We start from the raw sequence: 17,615 nt of genomic DNA, 5'->3' as shown, positions 1-17,615 counted from the left end.
CGTCATCGTGATCGATCGCGGGTTCCCGCTCGAGGACGCCCTGGGGCGGCAGCCCCGGACGACCGCTGAGCGGGGCCTGGTGCGTCCGTGTCAGAGGGCGGGTACGAGCACGAACGGGCAGTGCGCGTGGTTCAGCAGGGCGTGTGCGACCGTTCCCAGCCATGGGCCGAACCGCCTTCCGGCACGGTGTGCGGCGATCACCACCACGGCCGCCGACCGGCTCTCCTCGACAAGCGCCCGGCCTGCCCCCAGACGGACCGCCACCGTGTCCACGGCGATCTCCGGGTGATCGGCCCGGAGCATGGTGACGGCGCATTCCGGGACGGCTTCCGCGGCCTTCGCCAGCAGGCACAGGTCGTCCCGGCGCTGTCGCGCGGGAGGCCGTGCGCCCGGGGGTGAGGGATGGCTCCAGGCGTGGAGCACACGCAGTCTCGCTCCACGGCGAGCCGCCTCCTGGAATCCGAAACGCAGCGCGTCGAGGTCGGCGTCCGACGCGAAACCGACCAGCACGCACCCTCGTTCGGGCTCCGGCTCACCGCGCACGACGAGCACCGGGTTCGTGCTGCGGGCCGCCACCCGCGCTGTCAACGACCCCGTCGGCATCGCCGGCGGTCCGCCGTGGCCACGGGTGCCCAGAACGGTCAACGCGGAGGTGCGCCCGGAGCGCACCAATGCCTCGGCGGCGACCTCCGTGGTCAGCGTCGGGATCACCCGCAAGTCCCCGGCGCGGGCGTGCGCTCGGGCCACGGCCCGGTCCATGCGCCGCCGGGCCGTCTCGTAGCGGGTCCGGCTCTCCCGGGTCAGCACCGGCTCGGTCACCCGTTGGCGGTCCCAGGGCCAGCCGCACAGGATCTCCAGATCGGTTCCGCGACGCACGGCCTCGTCCGCCGCCCGGTCCAGCACCGGCAGCGCGGATGCCGATCCGTTGAAACCGGCGAGCACCCGGCCCTGCCGGGGGACGCGCATGCGGGCCATCACCGTCTCCTTCCGGGTCGGCACGCGTCGGCCGGGGCGATCGGTGGCGCGGTCAGGGGCGGGCTGCCACGGCCACCGGGCAGGGCGCGTGGTGCAGGGCCGCGTGCGTCACCGAGCCGATGCGGCGGACGCCGTGCTCGCCCGCGGCGTGCCTGCCGACCACCAGCAGGCAGGCGGACCCGCTCCGGGCCAGCAGCACCTCCGCGGCGCTGCCCAGCTCGACGTCCTCGACGACCTCCACCCGCGGGTACCGCTCCCGCCAAGGGCGCACGACGTCGGCCAGACGCTGCTCCTGCAGCTCCTCCAAGCCCCCCGCCTCGGCGGCGAGGTAGGAGGAGCCGGCGCTCCACGCGAACACCGGTGGAATCGTCCAGGCCCGTACGACCCGCAGTCGTGCCCCGCGCACCGCCGCGGCCTCGAAGGCGAGGTCCAGTGCGGGCGCGACGACCGCCTCGTCCGCGTCCGGCACACCCACGACAACCTCACCCGTGGCGGCCGGCCGTTCGGCGTCGTCCTCGCGCGGCCTGCGCACGAGGACGACCGGGCCGGTGGCCTGCCGCAGGACGCGCAGGGCGACGGAGCCGATCAGGTGGCCGACGAGCGTGCCGTGACCGCGTGAGCCCAGGACGAGCAAGCCGGCCCGGGCCGACTCGGCCACCAGAGCGGACACCGGATCGTCGGACAACAGCCGGGTGCCGACCTCCAGCCCCGGATGGGCGGCGGTCACCCGCCGCTCCCCTTCCTTCAGCACGTCCTCGGCCCACTTCCGCTGAACCTCCGCGTCGGCGGCGACCGGGACGTCCAGAGGCCGCGGCGCCCAGGCGTGCACCAGGCGCAGCGCCGCCCCGCGGCGCGCCGCCTCGGCCGCCGCCCAGTCGGCAGCGGCGAGGCTGTGGTCAGTGCCTTCGAGTCCGACGGTGAGGGTGGTGAGCATGGGCACCTCCGGGGTGACGGGCGTGTGCGTGTGCGTACCCACTGTCCGGCGTGCGGCGGTACACGGCCGAGGGGCTGAAGGTCCCTGGTCCGGGGGCCGATGGGGCCGGGCGCGCCGGGACCGGCGAACCCGCCGAGCCCCCGGGTGCCCACGACCGTCAACGACGGCATAACGCCCCCCGCACGCAGGATGGCCCGGGCGTCAAGCCACCGCGGCCGTCGTCGTGCGGGGCGCGGCTGCCAGCTCGCCGAGGTCGTGCACCACCACGTCGGCACCGCGGTGGAACATCTCGGTCATACCGTGCAGGTCCCCGGCCCGCGTGAGCCCGACGACCAGGCCGAACTCGCCACGGGCGGCGGCCTCCACGCCGTCCGGGGTGGCGTCCACCACGGCCGTCTCCCCCAGGCCGACGCCCAGCAGCCCGGTCGCGCGGTACAGCCGTGCCGGGTCCGGCCGGGCCGGCGCGTGCGGGTGTACGCGGTCGTCCCCGTCGAGGACCACGTCGAGCAGCGGCAGCAGTCCGCGCGCGGCGAGCAGGCCGCGTGCCCTGGCCGTGCCGGAGACGGCGGCGCGGGCGATGCCCTGGCGACGGAGGTCCGACAGCAGTGCGGCCGTGCCCCGCCTGATGCCGACGCCGTAGTGGTGCAGGTACCGCTGGAGCAGGGTCTGCTGACGGACGGCGAGCGCGTGCGCGGTCCTCATGGCCTGGCCGAAGTCGCCGGTCTCCAGCCCCCGTGCTTCGAGGAACGACGTCAGCGCGCCCACGACAGGGGTGCCGTCCAGGAACCGGGGCAGCTCCGTCTCCGGCTCGGGCCCCCGCAGCCCCGCTCCCGGCTCGTACGCCTCCAGGTAGTCGTCAAGGACCTGGGTCCAGGTCACCGCTTGTGCGTGGGACAGGTCGGTGATGACCGAGTCGATGTCGAAGACGACCGCATGGATGTGCGAAGGCAGTGCCGGGCGGCTGTCGTGGGCTTGTTCGGGCACATGGGTGAGCGGGCGCATCTTCTGCCTCCTGAGTGGACGTCAGGGTTTCAACACAGGACGGAAGGCGCGGGCGGCGGTCAGGCCGCCCGGCCGCCGTGGCTCAGGCGGTTCACCACGCCCACGACGCCGTCCACCTGCCATGCCTCCCGGATCAGGGCCGGGACGACATCGCCGTCCGGCACCCGGCCCGTGAGCGTGACCACCCCGTCACCGACGGAGACGGCCACGGCGCCGGCCGCCGGGCCGATCAGGCGCGGGAGCAGTTCGTCGGTGATCTCCGCGTGGATCTCCTCGTCAGTCCGCATGAAGACGCGCAGCAGATCGCTGCGGGTGACGATGCCGATCAGCCGGTCCTCCTCGTCCACCACGGGGAGCCGGTTGACGCGGTGACGTTCCATCACGCGTGCCGCGTCGGGCACGCGCTTTTCGGGGTGCACGGTGACGGCGGGCGTGGACATCAGCCCGGACGCCCGTTCCGCCACCCGCGCGGACAGGTCCTTCCGGGACACGACCCCGACGACCTTGTCGTCCCGGTCGACGACGGGCACGCCGCTGATCCGGCGCCGGTCCAGCAGCCGCGCCAGGTCCCGGACCGACGTGCCGGGGCGCGCGTACGCGACCTCGCGCGTCATGACCTCACCTACGGTGCGGGGCTGCACGGCGGCACTCCTTACTCCACTGTGAGCGGGTGTACGCGGCCGGCGTCGCGGCCTTCGTGTCCTCCACCCTCCCCCACGGGACGGGCGGGCGCAGGGGCCGACGGTCCCGCGGGCGGGCCCCTCTTCACGGGGGCCGATCGGCCCTCTCCGGGCGGCCACCACGGCTCACCGGTGTACGGCCGCTTCGACGATGAAATGGATGAACTCCCCTTCCCGCCACCGGCCGGAGCCGTACCACCAGCCGGCGCGGACCGTACGGGGCAGGGTGAACGCGCCACAGCGCACCTCCCCCTCGAACGCCGCTCCGAAGGCGTGCGCGCGGTAGCCGTGATGGTCCGGGTCGCCCCACCGAGCCAGGCACACCGATTCCAGCACCCCCGAAAGGGAGACCGTGAACGTCACGGGAAACACCTCCCCGTCGACGCGGACGCGCGCCACCGCGTGCCGCTCGTCACCGGGTTCCCATGTGACCGAGGGGCCCAGGGCCGCCGCGGGCACCAGGGGGATCTCGCACGCCAGCCGCCCGGCCGCGCTGCGGGTCACGTCCGGGCCGGAGCCCGACACGACGGGAACCACGCCCAGCAGCCGCCAGCGCGACTCGCCCGTCCCACCGCCGTAACGGTCGTACCCGGTGACGGGAAACCCCGCCATGCGCGTCCGGGCCGACCAGACGAACCCGCGCGGCGGTGCGATGACCTGGCGGGCGGAGAAGCGCCGCCAGGCGCCCACCCGGATCCGGCCGTGCATGGTCAGCTCGGCCGATTCCAGCAGGGCGGCCCCCGGGGCGACGGCGCGCCCGAGCCAGCGTCGTACGGGCGCGGGGAGCCCGGCCGTCAGCTCCGGGGAGAACCGGCCCGGGGACGCGGTGGGAGCGGTCAGGTCCGCCCACTCGCGCCGCGCCGCGCCGTCGTGATCGTTTCGTCGGAGTCCTGTCACCGCCGCCTCCGGCCGCCGGGCCCCCGGACGGAGCCGATGGCTCCGACACTGCGCGGGAACGGCGGCCCGCGCCAGGACCGAACGGCACGGGCGGGACGGACGGTGGTCCCGAGGCCGCCGCCGCGGCGCGCCCCGCCGCCGGCCGGTCCCGCACCGCGGGACGTTCGGCCCCGTGACCGCCGCCCGGCGGGAAGCCGATGGTGGGGGCATTCGAGTCGAGCCGGAGCGGCTCTTCGTCCGGGAGGCAGATCATGACCACGGACCGCACTCCGAGCCCGCGAAGGGCGTTCCTCCCCATAGCCCGCCGGAGAGCGGTCCTTCCGCCGCGGCGCCCCTGCGACCGCCACGAGAGCCGGGTCCGGGTGGTCCTGCTGCTGCTCCTCGTCCCCGCACTGGTCTGTGTGCCGTGCCTGGCCGCCCGGACCGTGTACGAGGCGGAGATGCGGACCGTGCGGGAGGAGTCCGCGGCCAGGCACCGGGTCACGGCGTGGTCTGCCGGGGACGTGTCCGAGGCCGGGTCCGGGTCCGGCACCCGGTGGTCTCCGGTCCACTGGACCGGCGACCGGGGTACCCCCCGCACGGGCTTCGCCGACGTTCCCACGGGCACGGCCCGGGGCGAGCCGGTGGGGATCTGGGTCGACGCCGAGGGGGAACCGACCCGGGCTCCCATGCGGCGCCAGGACGCCCTGGAGACCGCCGGGTTCACCGGGGCCATGACGGCCGTGACGCTGATCCTGGGCTTCCTGGGGGCCCGGACGGGCGTCACCACCGTGTTCGACCGCAGGCGGTACGCGCACTGGGCGGCGGAGTGGGAGGTCGTGGAACCCCAGTGGTCGAAGAGGCTGCCCACCTGACGCCCCCGGTTGACGCCCCCGGAGGGGCCGAAGGTCCCGCGCCGTCCGGGACCGCGGGCCCCGGGGGCGCGGGCGGATCGGGGCCGGACGGCGGCGCGGCCCGCGCCCCCCGTCCCTGGCCCGGCCGGGGCGGTCGCGGCGAGCATCGGGTCAGGACGCCCCCACCGGACCGACGGCGAGTGGTGTCGCGAACGAACGGAGGCAGTGATGACCGTGGTGACCGGGACGGACACGGAGGCGACCGCCCGCCCGTGGCGGGGCTTCGCCGGACAGGACTGGCGCGAGCGGGTCGACGTGCGCGACTTCATCCTCGCCAACGTCACCCCGTACGAGGGCGACGCCGCCTTCCTCGCGGGCCCGACCGACCGGACGCGCGCCGTATGGGGCAGGATCACGGCACTGCTGCCGGAGGAGCGGCGCAAGGGCGTCCTGGACGTCGACGCCACCACGCCCTCGACGATCACCTCGCACCGGCCCGGATACATCGACCGCGACCGGGAGCTGATCGTGGGTCTCCAGACCGACGCCCCGCTCCGGCGCGCGATCATGCCCAACGGCGGTCTGCGCATGGTGGAGAACAGCCTGCGCGCCTACGGTTACAAGCCCGACCCGTTCGTCTCCGAGGTCTTCGGCACGTACCGCAAGACCCACAACGACGGGGTCTTCGACGCCTACACGCCCGAGATGCGCCGCGCCCGCAAGGCCGGGATCATCACCGGGCTGCCCGACGCGTACGGCCGCGGCCGGATCATCGGGGACTACCGGCGGGTGGCGCTGTACGGCGTGGACCGGCTGATCGAGGCCAAGCGGGCCGAACGCGCCCGGCTGGACGGGGTCCCCTCGGACGACACCGTGATCCGCGACCGCGAGGAACTGGCCGAGCAGGTGCGGGCACTGGAGGAGCTCACGCGCATGGCGGCCGGCTACGGCTGTGACGTCTCCCGGCCCGCCGCCACCGCCCACGAGGCCGTGCAGTGGCTCTACCTGGGCTACCTGGCGGCGGTCAAGGAGCAGAACGGCGCCGCCATGTCCCTGGGCCGGACGTCGACCTTCCTCGACGTCTACTTCGAGCGTGACCTGGCCGAGGGCCGGATCGACGAGACGCGCGCCCAGGAGCTGATCGACGACTTCGTCATCAAGCTGCGGATCGTGCGCTTCCTGCGCACCCCGGAGTACGACGAGCTGTTCTCCGGCGATCCCACGTGGGTGACGGAGTCCCTCGGCGGCATGTCCTCCGACGGCCGGCCGCTGGTCACCCGTACGTCCTTCCGTTTCCTGCGCACCCTCTACAACCTCGGCCCGGCTCCGGAGCCGAACCTCACCGTGCTGTGGTCGCCGAGGCTGCCCGAGGGGTTCAAGCGGTACTGCGCCGAGGTCTCCCTCGACACCAGCTCCATCCAGTACGAGTCCGACGACCTCACGCGGCCCCGCACGGGCGACGACACCGCCATCGCCTGCTGTGTATCGGCCATGGCGGTGGGCCGGCAGATGCAGTTCTTCGGCGCCCGCGTCAACCTCGCCAAGGCGCTGCTGTACGCGATCAACGGAGGCCGGGACGAGATGACCGGCGAGCAGATCGCCCCCGCCACGACGCCGCTGACGGGCGAGTACCTGGACTACGAGGAGCTGCGCGCCGCCTACGACCGGACGCTCGAGTGGCTGGCCGCCACGTACGTCAACGCGCTCAACGTCATCCACTACATGCACGACAAGTACGCCTACGAGCGGCTGGAGATGGCCCTGCACGACTATCCCGTGCGACGCACGATGGCCTGCGGCGTCGCCGGCCTGTCGGTGGCGGCCGACAGCCTCTCGGCCGTCAAGCACGCCCGGGTGAAAGTGATCCGCGACGCCACGGGCCTGGCAGTCGACTACGAGGTGGAGGGGGAGTACCCGGCCTACGGCAACAACGACGAACGGGCGGACTCGCTCGCCGCCGGCCTGGTCACCTCGTTCATGGCGAAGCTCCGCAAGCACCCCACCCACCGCGGTGCGGAGCACACCCAGTCGGTGCTGACCATCACCTCCAACGTGGTGTACGGCAAACACACCGGCAACACGCCCGACGGACGCCGCGCGGGCGCGCCCTTCGCCCCCGGCGCCAACCCCATGAACGGCCGTGACCGGCACGGCATGGCCGCGTCCGCCCTCTCGGTCGCCAGGCTGCCCTACGACCAGGCGCTCGACGGGATCTCGCTGACGTCCACCGTCACCCCCGACGGGCTGGGGCGCGGCCGTACGGACCGGGTCACCCACCTCGTCGGGCTGCTGGACGCGTACATGACCTCGGGGGGCTTCCACATGAACGTCAACGTCCTCGACCGGGCCGTCCTGGAGGACGCCATGGCTCACCCCGGGAAGTACCCGGACCTGACGATCCGTGTCTCCGGCTACGCCGTCAACTTCGTCCGGCTGACGAAGGAACAGCAGCGTGACGTCATCAGCCGTACCTTCCACGGAGCGGTGTGAGCACCGGTGCGCGGGACGGGCTCCCCGCTCGGGCGGGGAGCCGTACGGGACGTATCACGGGCCGGATCCACTCCTGGGACCTGTCCACGGGTGTCGACGGCCCCGGGACCAGGTTCACGCTGTTCACCAGCGGCTGTCCGCTGCGCTGCCTGTACTGCCAGAACCCCGACACCTGGCACATGCGCGACGGCCGGGCCGTCACGGTGGACGAGGTCATGGCCCGGATCAGCACGTTCGCCGGCTTCCTGGCCGCCGCCGGTGGCGGCGTGACGCTCAGCGGCGGCGAACCCCTGCTCCAGCCGGCCTTCACCGGCGAGGTCCTGCGCCGGTGCGGGGAACTCGGCCTGCACACGGCGCTGGACACCTCGGGAAACCTGGGCTCCCGCGCCGGGGACGCGCTGCTGGGCGCCACCGATCTGGTGCTGCTGGACATCAAGTCCTTCGACCCGTACCGCTACCGGGCGCTGACCGGCGGCGAGCTCGCCCCGACCCTGCGCTTCGCCCGCCGGCTCGACGCGCTGGGCGTGCCGGTGTGGGTGCGCTACGTCCTCGTACCGGGCTGGACCGACGGGGAGGACGACGTCGCGGGGCCGGCGGCCTTCGTCGCGGGACTGGCGTGCGTGGAGCGCGTGGACGTCCTGCCGTTCCACAAGCTGGGCACCGTCAAGTACGAGGCCCTGGGCATTCCCTTCCCGCTGCGGGACACCCCGGCCCCGGACGCCCGGACGGTGGAGCGCGTGAAGGAGCGGTTCCGGGCGCACGGGCTGCGCGCGGACTGACGGGCCGGTCGGTCCGCCGGCCGGTCCGCCGATCGGTCCGCCGGCCGGGCGGGACCGCGGACCATCGGGCTTTCTCCCGGGACCTTCGGACCACCGGTCCGGCGGGGTCGGTGGGCAAGGCTGTGAAGTGCGGGCGGCACCCCGCTCGGTGCCCCCGGTAAGGCCGCCGGCATCCCCGGCCGCACCTTTTCGATGACGGAGTCCCCCTGATGAACCGACACGACGCCGGACCCCGAACCGCCGCCACCGACGCGCCCTCCGACACCGCCGTGGCGGTCGACCGGCTGGTCAGGAACGGGCTGAAGGCACTCGACGGCTACGCCTTCCTGACCCAGGAACAGGTCGACCACATCGTGGCCAAGGCGTCGGTGGCCGCCCTGGACCGGCACACCCACCTGGCGCGGCTGGCCGTGGAGGAGACCGGCCGGGGTGTCTTCGAGGACAAGGCGGCGAAGAACATGTTCGCCTGCGAGCACGTCACGGACAGCATGTCCCGGATGCGGACGGTCGGCGTGATCGCGCGGGACGACACCGACGGCATGGTCGAGATCGCCGAGCCGGTGGGGGTCGTCTGCGCGATCACCCCGGTCACCAACCCCACGTCCACCACCGTCTTCAAGGCGCTGCTGGCGCTCAAGACCCGTAACCCGGTGGTCTTCGCCTTCCACCCGTCCGCCCAGCGCTCCAGCGCGGAGGCGGCGCGCGTCGTCCGCGACGCGGCCGTCGCGGCGGGCGCCCCGGAACACTGCGTCCAGTGGATCGAGGCGCCCTCGCTGGAGGCCACCCGTCTGCTCATGAACCACGAGGGAGTGGCCCTGATCCTGGCCACCGGAGGCAACAGCATGGTCAAGGCCGCTTATTCGGCGGGCAAGCCTGCCATCGGGGTCGGCGCCGGCAACGTACCCGCCTATGTGCACCGCAGCGCCGACCTCCGGCGGGCGGTCAACGACCTGGTCCTGTCGAAGTCGTTCGACAACGGCATGATCTGCGCCTCGGAGCAGGCGGTCGTCCTGGACACCGAGATCTACGAGCAGGCGATCCGGGAGTTCCGCCGCCTCCACGCGCACCTGGCCACCGCCGAGGAGAAGCGCCTGCTGGAGGAGTTCCTCTTCCCGGCCGACCCGGCCGGCCACGGCGAGCCCCGGGTCAACCCCGCGGTCGTGGGCCGCAGTGCCGCGTGGATCGCGGAACAGGCGGGGTTCACGGTGCCGGCGGAGACCTCGGTCATCCTCGTCGAGGCCGAGCGGGTGGGGCCCGGCGAGCCGCTGACCCGGGAGAAGCTCTGCCCCGTCCTGGCCGTCCTGCGGGCGGCGACACAGGACGAGGGCTTCGACCTCGCGGCCGCCATGGTCGCCTTCCACGGCCAGGGCCACAGCGCGGTCGTCCACACCGGGGACCGGGCCGTCGCCGAGGAGTTCGGGCACCGCGTGCAGACCGTGCGCGTCATCGTCAACGCACCTTCGTCGCAAGGGGCCATCGGCGGCATCTACAACCACCTGATGCCCTCGCTGACGCTCGGCTGCGGCTCCTGGGGCCACACCTCGGTCTCCGACAACGTCTCGGCCGTCAACCTGCTCAACATCAAGCGCGTCAGCTCGCGCCGCAACAACCTCCAATGGTTCAAGGTCCCCCCGAAGATCTACTTCGAGCCCCAGGCCATCCGCTACCTGGCCTCGATGGCAGGCGTCCACCGCGTCACCGTGGTCACCGACGCGACGATGACCCGCCTCGGCTACGTCGACCGGATCACCCGCGTACTGCTGCACCGCGCGGAACCGGTGACGATCCAGATCATCGACAGCGTCGAGCCGGAGCCGAGCATCGACTCGGTGCGCCACGGCGCCCGCCTGATGCGGGAGTTCCGGCCCGACACCATCATCGCGCTGGGCGGCGGCTCGCCGATGGACGCCGCCAAGGTGATGTGGCTGCTGTACGAGCAGCCCGACGTCGACTTCTCCGACATGCGGCAGAAGTTCTCCGACATCCGCAAGCGGGCCTTCCGCTTCCCCGAACTCGGCAAGCGGGCCCGCCTGGTGTGCGTCCCGACCACCTCGGGCACCGGAGCGGAGGTCACCCCCTTCGCCGTGATCTCCGACCCCGCCACGGGCCGCAAGTACCCGCTGGCCGATTACGCGCTGACCCCCAGCGTGGCCATCGTCGATCCGTTGCTGACCAAGGACCTGCCCCCGGCCCTGGCGGCGGACAGCGGCTTCGACGCGCTCACCCACGCCACGGAGGCGTACGTATCGGTGTACGCCAACGACTTCACCGACGGCCTGGCCCTGCACGCGATCAAGCTGGTCTTCGAGAACCTGGAGGCGGCCGTCACGGACCGCGCGGCGCGACCCGTGGCCCGGGAGAAGGTGCACAACGCGAGCACGATCGCCGGCATGGCCTTCGGCAACGCCTTCCTGGGCATCGTCCACGCCATGTCCCACACCCTGGGCGCGACCTTCCACATCGCCCACGGCCGGACGAACGCGATCCTGCTGCCGCACGTCATCCGTTACAACGGGAGCGTTCCCACCAAGCTCACCGGCTGGCCGAAGTACGAGAGCTACCGGGCCCCCGAGCGCTTCCAGGAGATCGCCCGGACCCTCGGCCTGCCGGCCGGCACCCCGGAGGAGGGTGTCGCCTCGTACGCCGCCGCCGTGGAACGCCTGCGCGAGGCGGTGGGCATCGAGCCGTCGTTCCAGGCACTGGGCATCGACGAGGGCGCCTTCCTCGACGCGCTTCCCCGGCAGGCGCTCAATGCCTACGAGGACCAGTGCGCGCCCGCCAACCCCCGGATGCCGATGCTCGACGACATGCAGGACATCATGCGCACCGCCTACTACACGCGTGCCACGACTCCGGCGGCGGATCGCTGACGCCCACGGGCGCGGCACGGGCGTTGCCCCCATCACCGGGAGGTGGTGGGGGCAACGCCCTCGTCGTCGTGCCGCCATCACGGCGCGGGGTGTCCGCGCGCCGTCCGGCCCGTGCCGAGGGGCCGCGCGGGCCGATGGTCCCGGCCACTCGGCGGCCCTCTGGTCCCTCCCCAAGCCGGGACCAGAGGGCCGCCGTTGAGGACCAGTGGCAGCCGTTGACAGTGGTGGGGACGTGACACTGTCGAGCCATCAAGCCGGAGGCCGAGATCAGGCCACCGGATTCCGGAGAGCGGGCGTGCCCGGCCGATGGCCCCGCCGCCCACCGCTCCCGTCCCAGGAGAGTCATGAACTTTCACGTTGATTCCGAGGCCGGCCGGCTCCGTCAGGTCATCCTCCACCGCCCGGACCTGGAATTGAAGCGCCTCACCCCCACGAACAAGGACGAGCTGCTCTTCGACGACGTGCTGTGGGTCAAGCGCGCCCGGGAGGAGCACGACGCGTTCGCCGACGCCCTGCGCGACCGAGGAGTGACGGTCCACTACCTGGCCGATCTGCTCACCGAGACGCTGGCGCGCCCGGCCGCCCGTGCCCTGGTGCACGACCGTCTCTTCGACGAGCGGGACTTCGGCCCCCTGGCCACCGACCGCATACGGGCCGCGTTCGACGCCATGGGCCCCGCCGAGCTGGCCCGGTCCCTCATCGGCGGCGTGACCAAGCGGGAGCTGACGCAGCGCCTGGGCACCGTACGCAGCGTCCGGCTGCACACCATGGCACCGGACGACTTCGTCCTGGCCCCGCTGCCCAACCACCTGTTCACCCGGGACACCTCCTGCTGGGTGTACGACGGGGTGAGCGTGAACCCGATGAGCAAGCGGGCCCGCCGCCGCGAGACCGTCCACTTCGAGGCCGTCTACGCGCACCACCCGCTCTTCGAGAAGCAGGAGTTCCGGCACTGGTCCGATGGTCAGGCCGCCCACCCCGCCACCATCGAGGGCGGTGACGTCCTGGTCATCGGCAACGGGGCCGTCCTGGTGGGGATGAGCGAGCGCACCACCCCGCAGGCCGTCGAGGCGCTTGCCCTGCGGATGTTCGCGGCCGGCTCCGCCCGCCGCGTCGTGGCCCTGGAGATGCCGAAGAAGCGCAGCTTCATGCACCTCGACACGGTCATGACCATGGTCAGCGGCGACACCTTCACCCAGTACGCGGGCCTCGGCATGCTGCCGTCGGTCACCATCGAGCCGGGCGCGGACGACGAGAAACTGCACATCACCGATCACGCCCCCGGGGACATGCACCACGCCATCGCCGACGCCCTGGGCCTGCCGGCCATCACCGTGCTGACCGCCACCCAGGACGTCCACTCCGCGGAGCGGGAGCAGTGGGACGACGGCTGCAACGTCCTGGCGGTCGAGCCCGGGGTCGTCGTCGCCTACGAGCGCAACGTCACCACCAACACCCACCTGCGGCGCAGCGGCGTCGAGGTGATCAGCATCCGGGGCAGCGAGCTCGGCCGCGGCCGCGGCGGCCCGCGCTGCATGAGCTGCCCTGTCGAGCGCGACGCCGTCTGACAGCCCTCCCCCGTTCGTTCCCCTAGCAAGGAGAGACACCCGACATGGCCCTCAACCTCCGGCACCGCAGCTTCCTCAAGGAACTCGACTTCAGCCCCGCCGAATTCCGCTTCCTGCTCGACCTGTCCATCCGGCTGAAGGCCGCCCACGCCTCCGGCACCGAACAGCAGCGGCTGCGCGGCAAGAACATCGCCCTCGTCTTCGAGAAGACCTCCACCCGCACCCGCTGCGCCTTCGAGGCCGCCGCCCACCAGCAGGGCGCCCACGTCACCTACCTGGAGCCGGCGAGCTCGCAGATCGGCCACAAGGAGTCCATCAAGGACACCGCCCGTGTCCTCGGCCGCTTCTACGACGGCATCGAGTACCGGGGCAGCGGCCAGAGCATCGTCGAGGAACTCGCCGACCACTCCGGGGTCCCGGTGTGGAACGGGCTGACGGACGAGTGGCACCCCACCCAGTCCCTCGCCGACGCCCTGACGATGTGGGAGAACACGGACAAGCCGCTGCACGACATCTCCTTCGCCTACCTCGGCGACGCCCGCAACAACGTCGGCAACTCCCTCCTCGTCATGGGCGCGATGCTCGGCATGGACGTCCGCATGGTGGGCCCCAGGAGCCTGCGCAACGCCCCCGACGTGGTCAAGGAGGCCCTGCGCGTCGCGGATTCCACCGGCGCCCGGATCACCATCACCGAGGACCTGGAGGAGGGCGTGGCGGGAGCGGACTTCCTCTACACCGACGTGTGGGTGTCCATGGGCGAGCCCAAGGAGATCTGGGACGAGCGGATCGCCCTGCTCCGGCCGTACCAGGTGACCATGGACGTGCTGAAGGCCACGGGCAACCCCCGGGTGAAGTTCCTCCACTGCCTGCCCGCCTTCCACGACGGCGACACCACCGTGGGCGCCGAGATCCTCGCCCGGACCGGCATGACGGCCCTGGAGGTCACCGACGAGGTCTTCGAGTCCTCCCACTCCGTGGTCTTCGACCAGGCGGAGAACCGGCTGCACACCATCAAGGCCGTCCTCGTCGCCACCCTCGGCGACTGACGCCCCCAACCCACCACTTCCGGGAGAAGTCATGCGCGTCGTCGTCGCGCTCGGCGGGAACGCCCTGCTGCGCAGGGGAGACCGGCCGGACGCAGCCGTGCAGCACGCCAACGTCAGGGCGGCCGTGGCCGCCCTGGCCCCGCTCGCCCACGACCACGAACTGGTCATCACCCACGGCAACGGGCCGCAGGTCGGCCTGCTCGCGCTGCAGAGCGCCGCCGACCGGAGCCTCACCTCGCCGTACCCCTTCGACGTCCTGGGCGCCGAGACCCAGGGCATGATCGGCTACTGGCTGCTGCAGTCGCTGCAGAACGCCCTGCCGGGCAGGCAGGTCTGCGCCCTGCTCAACCAGACCCTCGTCTCCGCCGCCGACCCGGCCTTCGAGCGCCCCACCAAGTTCGTGGGGCCGGTGTACGGCGAGGAGGAGGCCGGGCGCCTGGCGGCCGAGCGCGGCTGGACCGTACGGCGGGACGGCGAGCACTGGCGCCGGGTCGTGCCCTCGCCCGATCCGCAGCGCGTCGTCGAGACCCGGCTCATCCGGCTGCTGCTCGCCTCCGGCGCGGTGGCCGTCTGCGCGGGAGGCGGCGGAGTCCCGGTCGTCCGCGACGACACCGGGCGGCTCACGGGCGTCGAAGCGGTCGTCGACAAGGACCTGACCGCCGCCCTGCTCGCCGAGGCGCTCGACGCCGACGCGCTGCTGCTGCTCACCGATGTACCGCGGGTCGTCCGCGGCTGGGGCACCCCGGAGGCCGAGCCCATCAGGCACACCACGCCCGCCCGGCTGCGCGCCGAGGAGTTCCCGGCGGGTTCGATGGGTCCGAAGGTGGAGGCGGTGTGCCGGTTCGTGGAGCTCACCGGCGGCATGGCCGCCATCGGGGCGCTCACCGACGTGGAGGCCATCCTCGCCGGCACCGCCGGCACGGTGATCACACCCGGCGGGCGTCCCTTCGCGCCGGCAGCCGCCGACGGAACGGGGACGCGGGCATGAGCACCGGCACCACGCCCCGCACTGTCGGCGAACCACGGGACGGCGACGGGACGGCCGCCGTCCCGGCCGCCCGGAAGGCACCGCGCTTCCCCTCCGCGTTCACCGTCCTCGTCGCCGTCACCGTCGTGGTCTGGGGCCTGACGTTCGTCGTCCCGCCCGGCCGCTACGACACCAAGGACGGCAGTCCCGTCCCGGACACGTACCACTCGGTCCATCTGACCACGGGTTTCGGCGGCCGGCTCAAAGACCTCTTCCTCTCCCCCGTCAACGGCCTGTACGGGGTCACGAACGCGCACTCCGGGCTCACCGCCCCGGGCGGCGACGGCGCGTTCTTCGGGGCGGCGGGAGTGTTCCTGTTCGTCCTGGCCGTGGGCGCCTTCATCACCGTCACCCTGCGCACCGGCGCCCTGACCTCGGGAGTGGCCCGGCTGGCCGAACGGCTCCAGCGGCACCGGACCCTGCTGCTCGTGGTGCTCATGGCGCTGTTCTCCCTCGGCGGCACCACCTACGGGATGGCCGAGGAGACACTGGGCTTCTACGGGCTGATGATCCCGCTGGTGCTGAAGCTGGGCTACGACCGGATGGTGGGCGCCGCGGTGATCATGGTGGGGGCGGGGGTCGGCACCCTCGCATCCACCGTGAATCCCTTCGCCACCGGGGTGGCCTCCGACAGCGCCGGCATCGGCACGGGCGACGGCATCGCGCTCCGGCTGCTGATGTGGGCGGTGCTGACCTCGCTGGCCGCCTGGTACCTGGTGCGCTACGCGCGAAGGGTGCTGGAGGATCCCGCCCGCTCGCTGGTCCCCGCACTGCCGGAGGACAACGAGCTGCGGGCCGGGGGCGGCACGACCGAGCCTCTGACGGTACGTCAGCGCGTGGTGCTGGTCCTGTTCGCGGCGACCTTCATCTTCATGATCTTCGCCGTGATCCCCTGGGCCGACCTGGGCGTCACCTTCCTGCCCACCCTGGGCTGGTACTTCCCGGAGCTGGCGGCCCTGTTCATCGTGGCGGCCGTCGTGGTGGGCGTCCTGGCGGGACTCGGCGAGAAGGGAACGGCGAACGCCGTCGTCGCGGGTGCCGGGGACTTCATCGGAGCAGCGATGATCATCATGCTGGCCCGTGGCGTCACCGTCATCATGAACAATGCCGGCATCACCGACACCATCCTCCATGCCCTGCACGGCGTCGTCTCGGGCACCTCCTCGGGGTTCTTCACGGTGCTGATGTTCCTGGTGAACATCCCGCTGGCGTTCTTCGTGCCTTCATCCTCCGGCCACGCGGCCCTGGCCATGCCGATCCTCGCCCCGCTCGCCGACTTCGCGGGCGTCGGCCGGGCGATGGTCGTCACCGCCTACCAGTCGGCCTCGGGCTGGGTGAACCTGATCACGCCGACCTCCGCGGTCGTCATGGGCGGGCTGGCCCTGTCGAAGGTCCGCTACGACCGCTACCTGCGGTTCACGGCACCCCTGATGGGCCTCCTGCTGGCGACCGTCGCCGGATTCATGGTCCTCGGCGCGGCGCTCGCCTGAACACACGCGAACCCGTCCGAACACGCGTGACGCCGCGGGCCCCAGGAGGGCCCGCGGCGTCACGCGTGCGGTGGCAGGATGACCCGTATGCACCACTTGTGGGGGCCGACAGGCCCTGTGCGAGGGCCCCGTGCCGGGGGCATCCTGCACAACGGAACCCGCGGCCGCGACGGCTGCGGGACACGGCACCACGGAGAGTAGGACCATGCCGGAAAGCGCCGCCGAAGGGCGGAGGACACCCGTGAGGATCTTCCTTCTCGACGACCACGAGGTGGTACGGCGCGGCGTCCACGACGTCCTCGACGCCGAACCCGACCTCACCGTGATCGGCGAGGCGGCCACGGTCGCACAGGCCCTGACCCGGGTGCCCGCGCTGCGCCCCGACGTGGCCGTGCTCGACGTACGGCTGCCCGACGGGGACGGGGTGTCGGTCTGCCGGGAGCTGCGCTCGCGCATGCCCGAGCTCGCCTGCCTGATGCTGACCTCCTTCGACGACGAGGAGGCCCTGCTGGACGCCATCATGGCCGGAGCCGCCGGCTATGTGCTCAAGCAGATCAGCGGCACCGATCTGGTGACCGCCGTGCGCACGGTGGCCGGCGGGCAGTCCATGCTCGACCCCGGCGCCACCACTCGGCTGATGGCCCGGCTGCGCGGCGAGAAGACGGAGAAGCACCAGCCGCAGCCGCTCGCCGGGCTGACCGACCGCGAGCGCGAGATCCTCACGCTCATCGGCGAGGGGCTCACCAACCGGCAGATCGGCCAGCAGCTCTACCTCGCGGAGAAGACCGTGAAGAACCACATCTCCCGGCTGCTGTCCAAGCTGGGCGTCGAGCGGCGCGTGCAGGCCGCCGTCATCGCCACCGAGGCGCTCGTCGGCGAGCAGCAGCACCCCCACCCGTGACGGCGCGGCGGGGGGCCCCCCCCCCGGGGGGGGGCCCCCCCCCCCGGGGGGGCGGGGGGGGGGGCGCCCCCCCGGGGGGGGGGGCGCCGCCCCGCGCCTTTCACGCGTACAGGTCCTTTCACG

At 72.7% G+C, this 17,615-nt stretch carries 14 protein-coding genes; 9 read left to right on the top strand and 5 right to left on the bottom strand.

Going from position 1 to position 17,615, the window contains the following annotated elements:
- Positions 1 to 90: 90 nt before the first annotated feature.
- From ACFYZR_RS30455 to ACFYZR_RS30435, 5 genes are all read right to left on the bottom strand, one after another.
- Positions 91 to 975 carry a universal stress protein gene (locus ACFYZR_RS30455; protein ID WP_391916194.1) on the bottom strand — a complete coding sequence of 295 codons (885 nt, stop codon included), beginning with the start codon at positions 973 to 975 and terminating at the stop codon, positions 91 to 93.
- A 52-nt stretch (positions 976 to 1,027) separates the two neighbouring features.
- Entirely contained in the window at positions 1,028 to 1,951 is a 924-nt protein-coding gene (locus ACFYZR_RS30450) for a universal stress protein (protein ID WP_391916191.1), read from the bottom strand.
- A gap of 159 nt (positions 1,952 to 2,110) precedes the next feature.
- Positions 2,111 to 2,911: an HAD family hydrolase gene (locus tag ACFYZR_RS30445; protein WP_391916188.1), complete on the bottom strand. Its 801-nt coding sequence runs from the start codon at positions 2,909 to 2,911 to the stop codon at positions 2,111 to 2,113.
- 59 nt (positions 2,912 to 2,970) lie between these two features.
- On the bottom strand, positions 2,971 to 3,552 hold the full coding sequence (locus ACFYZR_RS30440; RefSeq protein WP_391916186.1) for a CBS domain-containing protein: 582 nt from the start codon (positions 3,550 to 3,552) through the stop codon (positions 2,971 to 2,973).
- 165 nt (positions 3,553 to 3,717) lie between these two features.
- Complete coding sequence (locus tag ACFYZR_RS30435; protein ID WP_391916183.1) at positions 3,718 to 4,488, bottom strand: DUF6544 family protein; 771 nt, start codon at positions 4,486 to 4,488, stop codon at positions 3,718 to 3,720.
- Positions 4,489 to 4,739: 251 nt separating this feature from the next.
- Here ACFYZR_RS30435 and ACFYZR_RS30430 point away from each other — a divergent pair, with 251 nt between their 5' ends.
- From ACFYZR_RS30430 to ACFYZR_RS30390, 9 genes are all read left to right on the top strand, one after another.
- Positions 4,740 to 5,342, top strand: coding sequence for a hypothetical protein (locus tag ACFYZR_RS30430; RefSeq protein ID WP_391916181.1), 603 nt, complete (start codon positions 4,740 to 4,742; stop codon positions 5,340 to 5,342).
- Positions 5,343 to 5,549: 207 nt separating this feature from the next.
- A complete protein-coding gene (gene pflB / locus ACFYZR_RS30425; RefSeq protein WP_391916179.1) occupies positions 5,550 to 7,811 on the top strand; it encodes a formate C-acetyltransferase in 2,262 nt (753 codons plus the stop codon).
- Positions 7,808 to 8,590 carry a pyruvate formate-lyase-activating protein gene (pflA, locus tag ACFYZR_RS30420; RefSeq protein WP_391916177.1) on the top strand — a complete coding sequence of 261 codons (783 nt, stop codon included), beginning with the start codon at positions 7,808 to 7,810 and terminating at the stop codon, positions 8,588 to 8,590. Before pflB ends, pflA begins: the two co-directional genes overlap by 4 nt.
- Before the next feature lie 209 nt (positions 8,591 to 8,799).
- Positions 8,800 to 11,460, top strand: a complete 2,661-nt coding sequence (adhE, locus tag ACFYZR_RS30415; protein WP_391916174.1) for a bifunctional acetaldehyde-CoA/alcohol dehydrogenase — start codon at positions 8,800 to 8,802, stop codon at positions 11,458 to 11,460.
- Between the two features lie 344 nt (positions 11,461 to 11,804).
- Positions 11,805 to 13,028, top strand: a complete 1,224-nt coding sequence (locus ACFYZR_RS30410; RefSeq protein ID WP_391916171.1) for an arginine deiminase — start codon at positions 11,805 to 11,807, stop codon at positions 13,026 to 13,028.
- A 44-nt stretch (positions 13,029 to 13,072) separates the two neighbouring features.
- Positions 13,073 to 14,074, top strand: coding sequence for an ornithine carbamoyltransferase (argF, locus tag ACFYZR_RS30405; RefSeq protein WP_391916168.1), 1,002 nt, complete (start codon positions 13,073 to 13,075; stop codon positions 14,072 to 14,074).
- Between the two features lie 31 nt (positions 14,075 to 14,105).
- Positions 14,106 to 15,062: a carbamate kinase gene (arcC, locus tag ACFYZR_RS30400; protein ID WP_391916166.1), complete on the top strand. Its 957-nt coding sequence runs from the start codon at positions 14,106 to 14,108 to the stop codon at positions 15,060 to 15,062.
- Entirely contained in the window at positions 15,059 to 16,591 is a 1,533-nt protein-coding gene (locus ACFYZR_RS30395) for a YfcC family protein (RefSeq protein ID WP_391916163.1), read from the top strand. The genes arcC and ACFYZR_RS30395 overlap by 4 nt, the downstream gene beginning before the upstream one ends.
- A gap of 205 nt (positions 16,592 to 16,796) precedes the next feature.
- Positions 16,797 to 17,492: a response regulator gene (locus ACFYZR_RS30390; protein ID WP_391916161.1), complete on the top strand. Its 696-nt coding sequence runs from the start codon at positions 16,797 to 16,799 to the stop codon at positions 17,490 to 17,492.
- Positions 17,493 to 17,615 lie beyond the last annotated feature (123 nt).

Source organism: Streptomyces sp. NPDC001678 (assembly GCF_042892945.1).
Taxonomy (GTDB): Bacteria; Actinomycetota; Actinomycetes; order Streptomycetales; family Streptomycetaceae; genus Streptomyces.
This window is presented reverse-complemented; position numbering and strand designations above follow the sequence as displayed.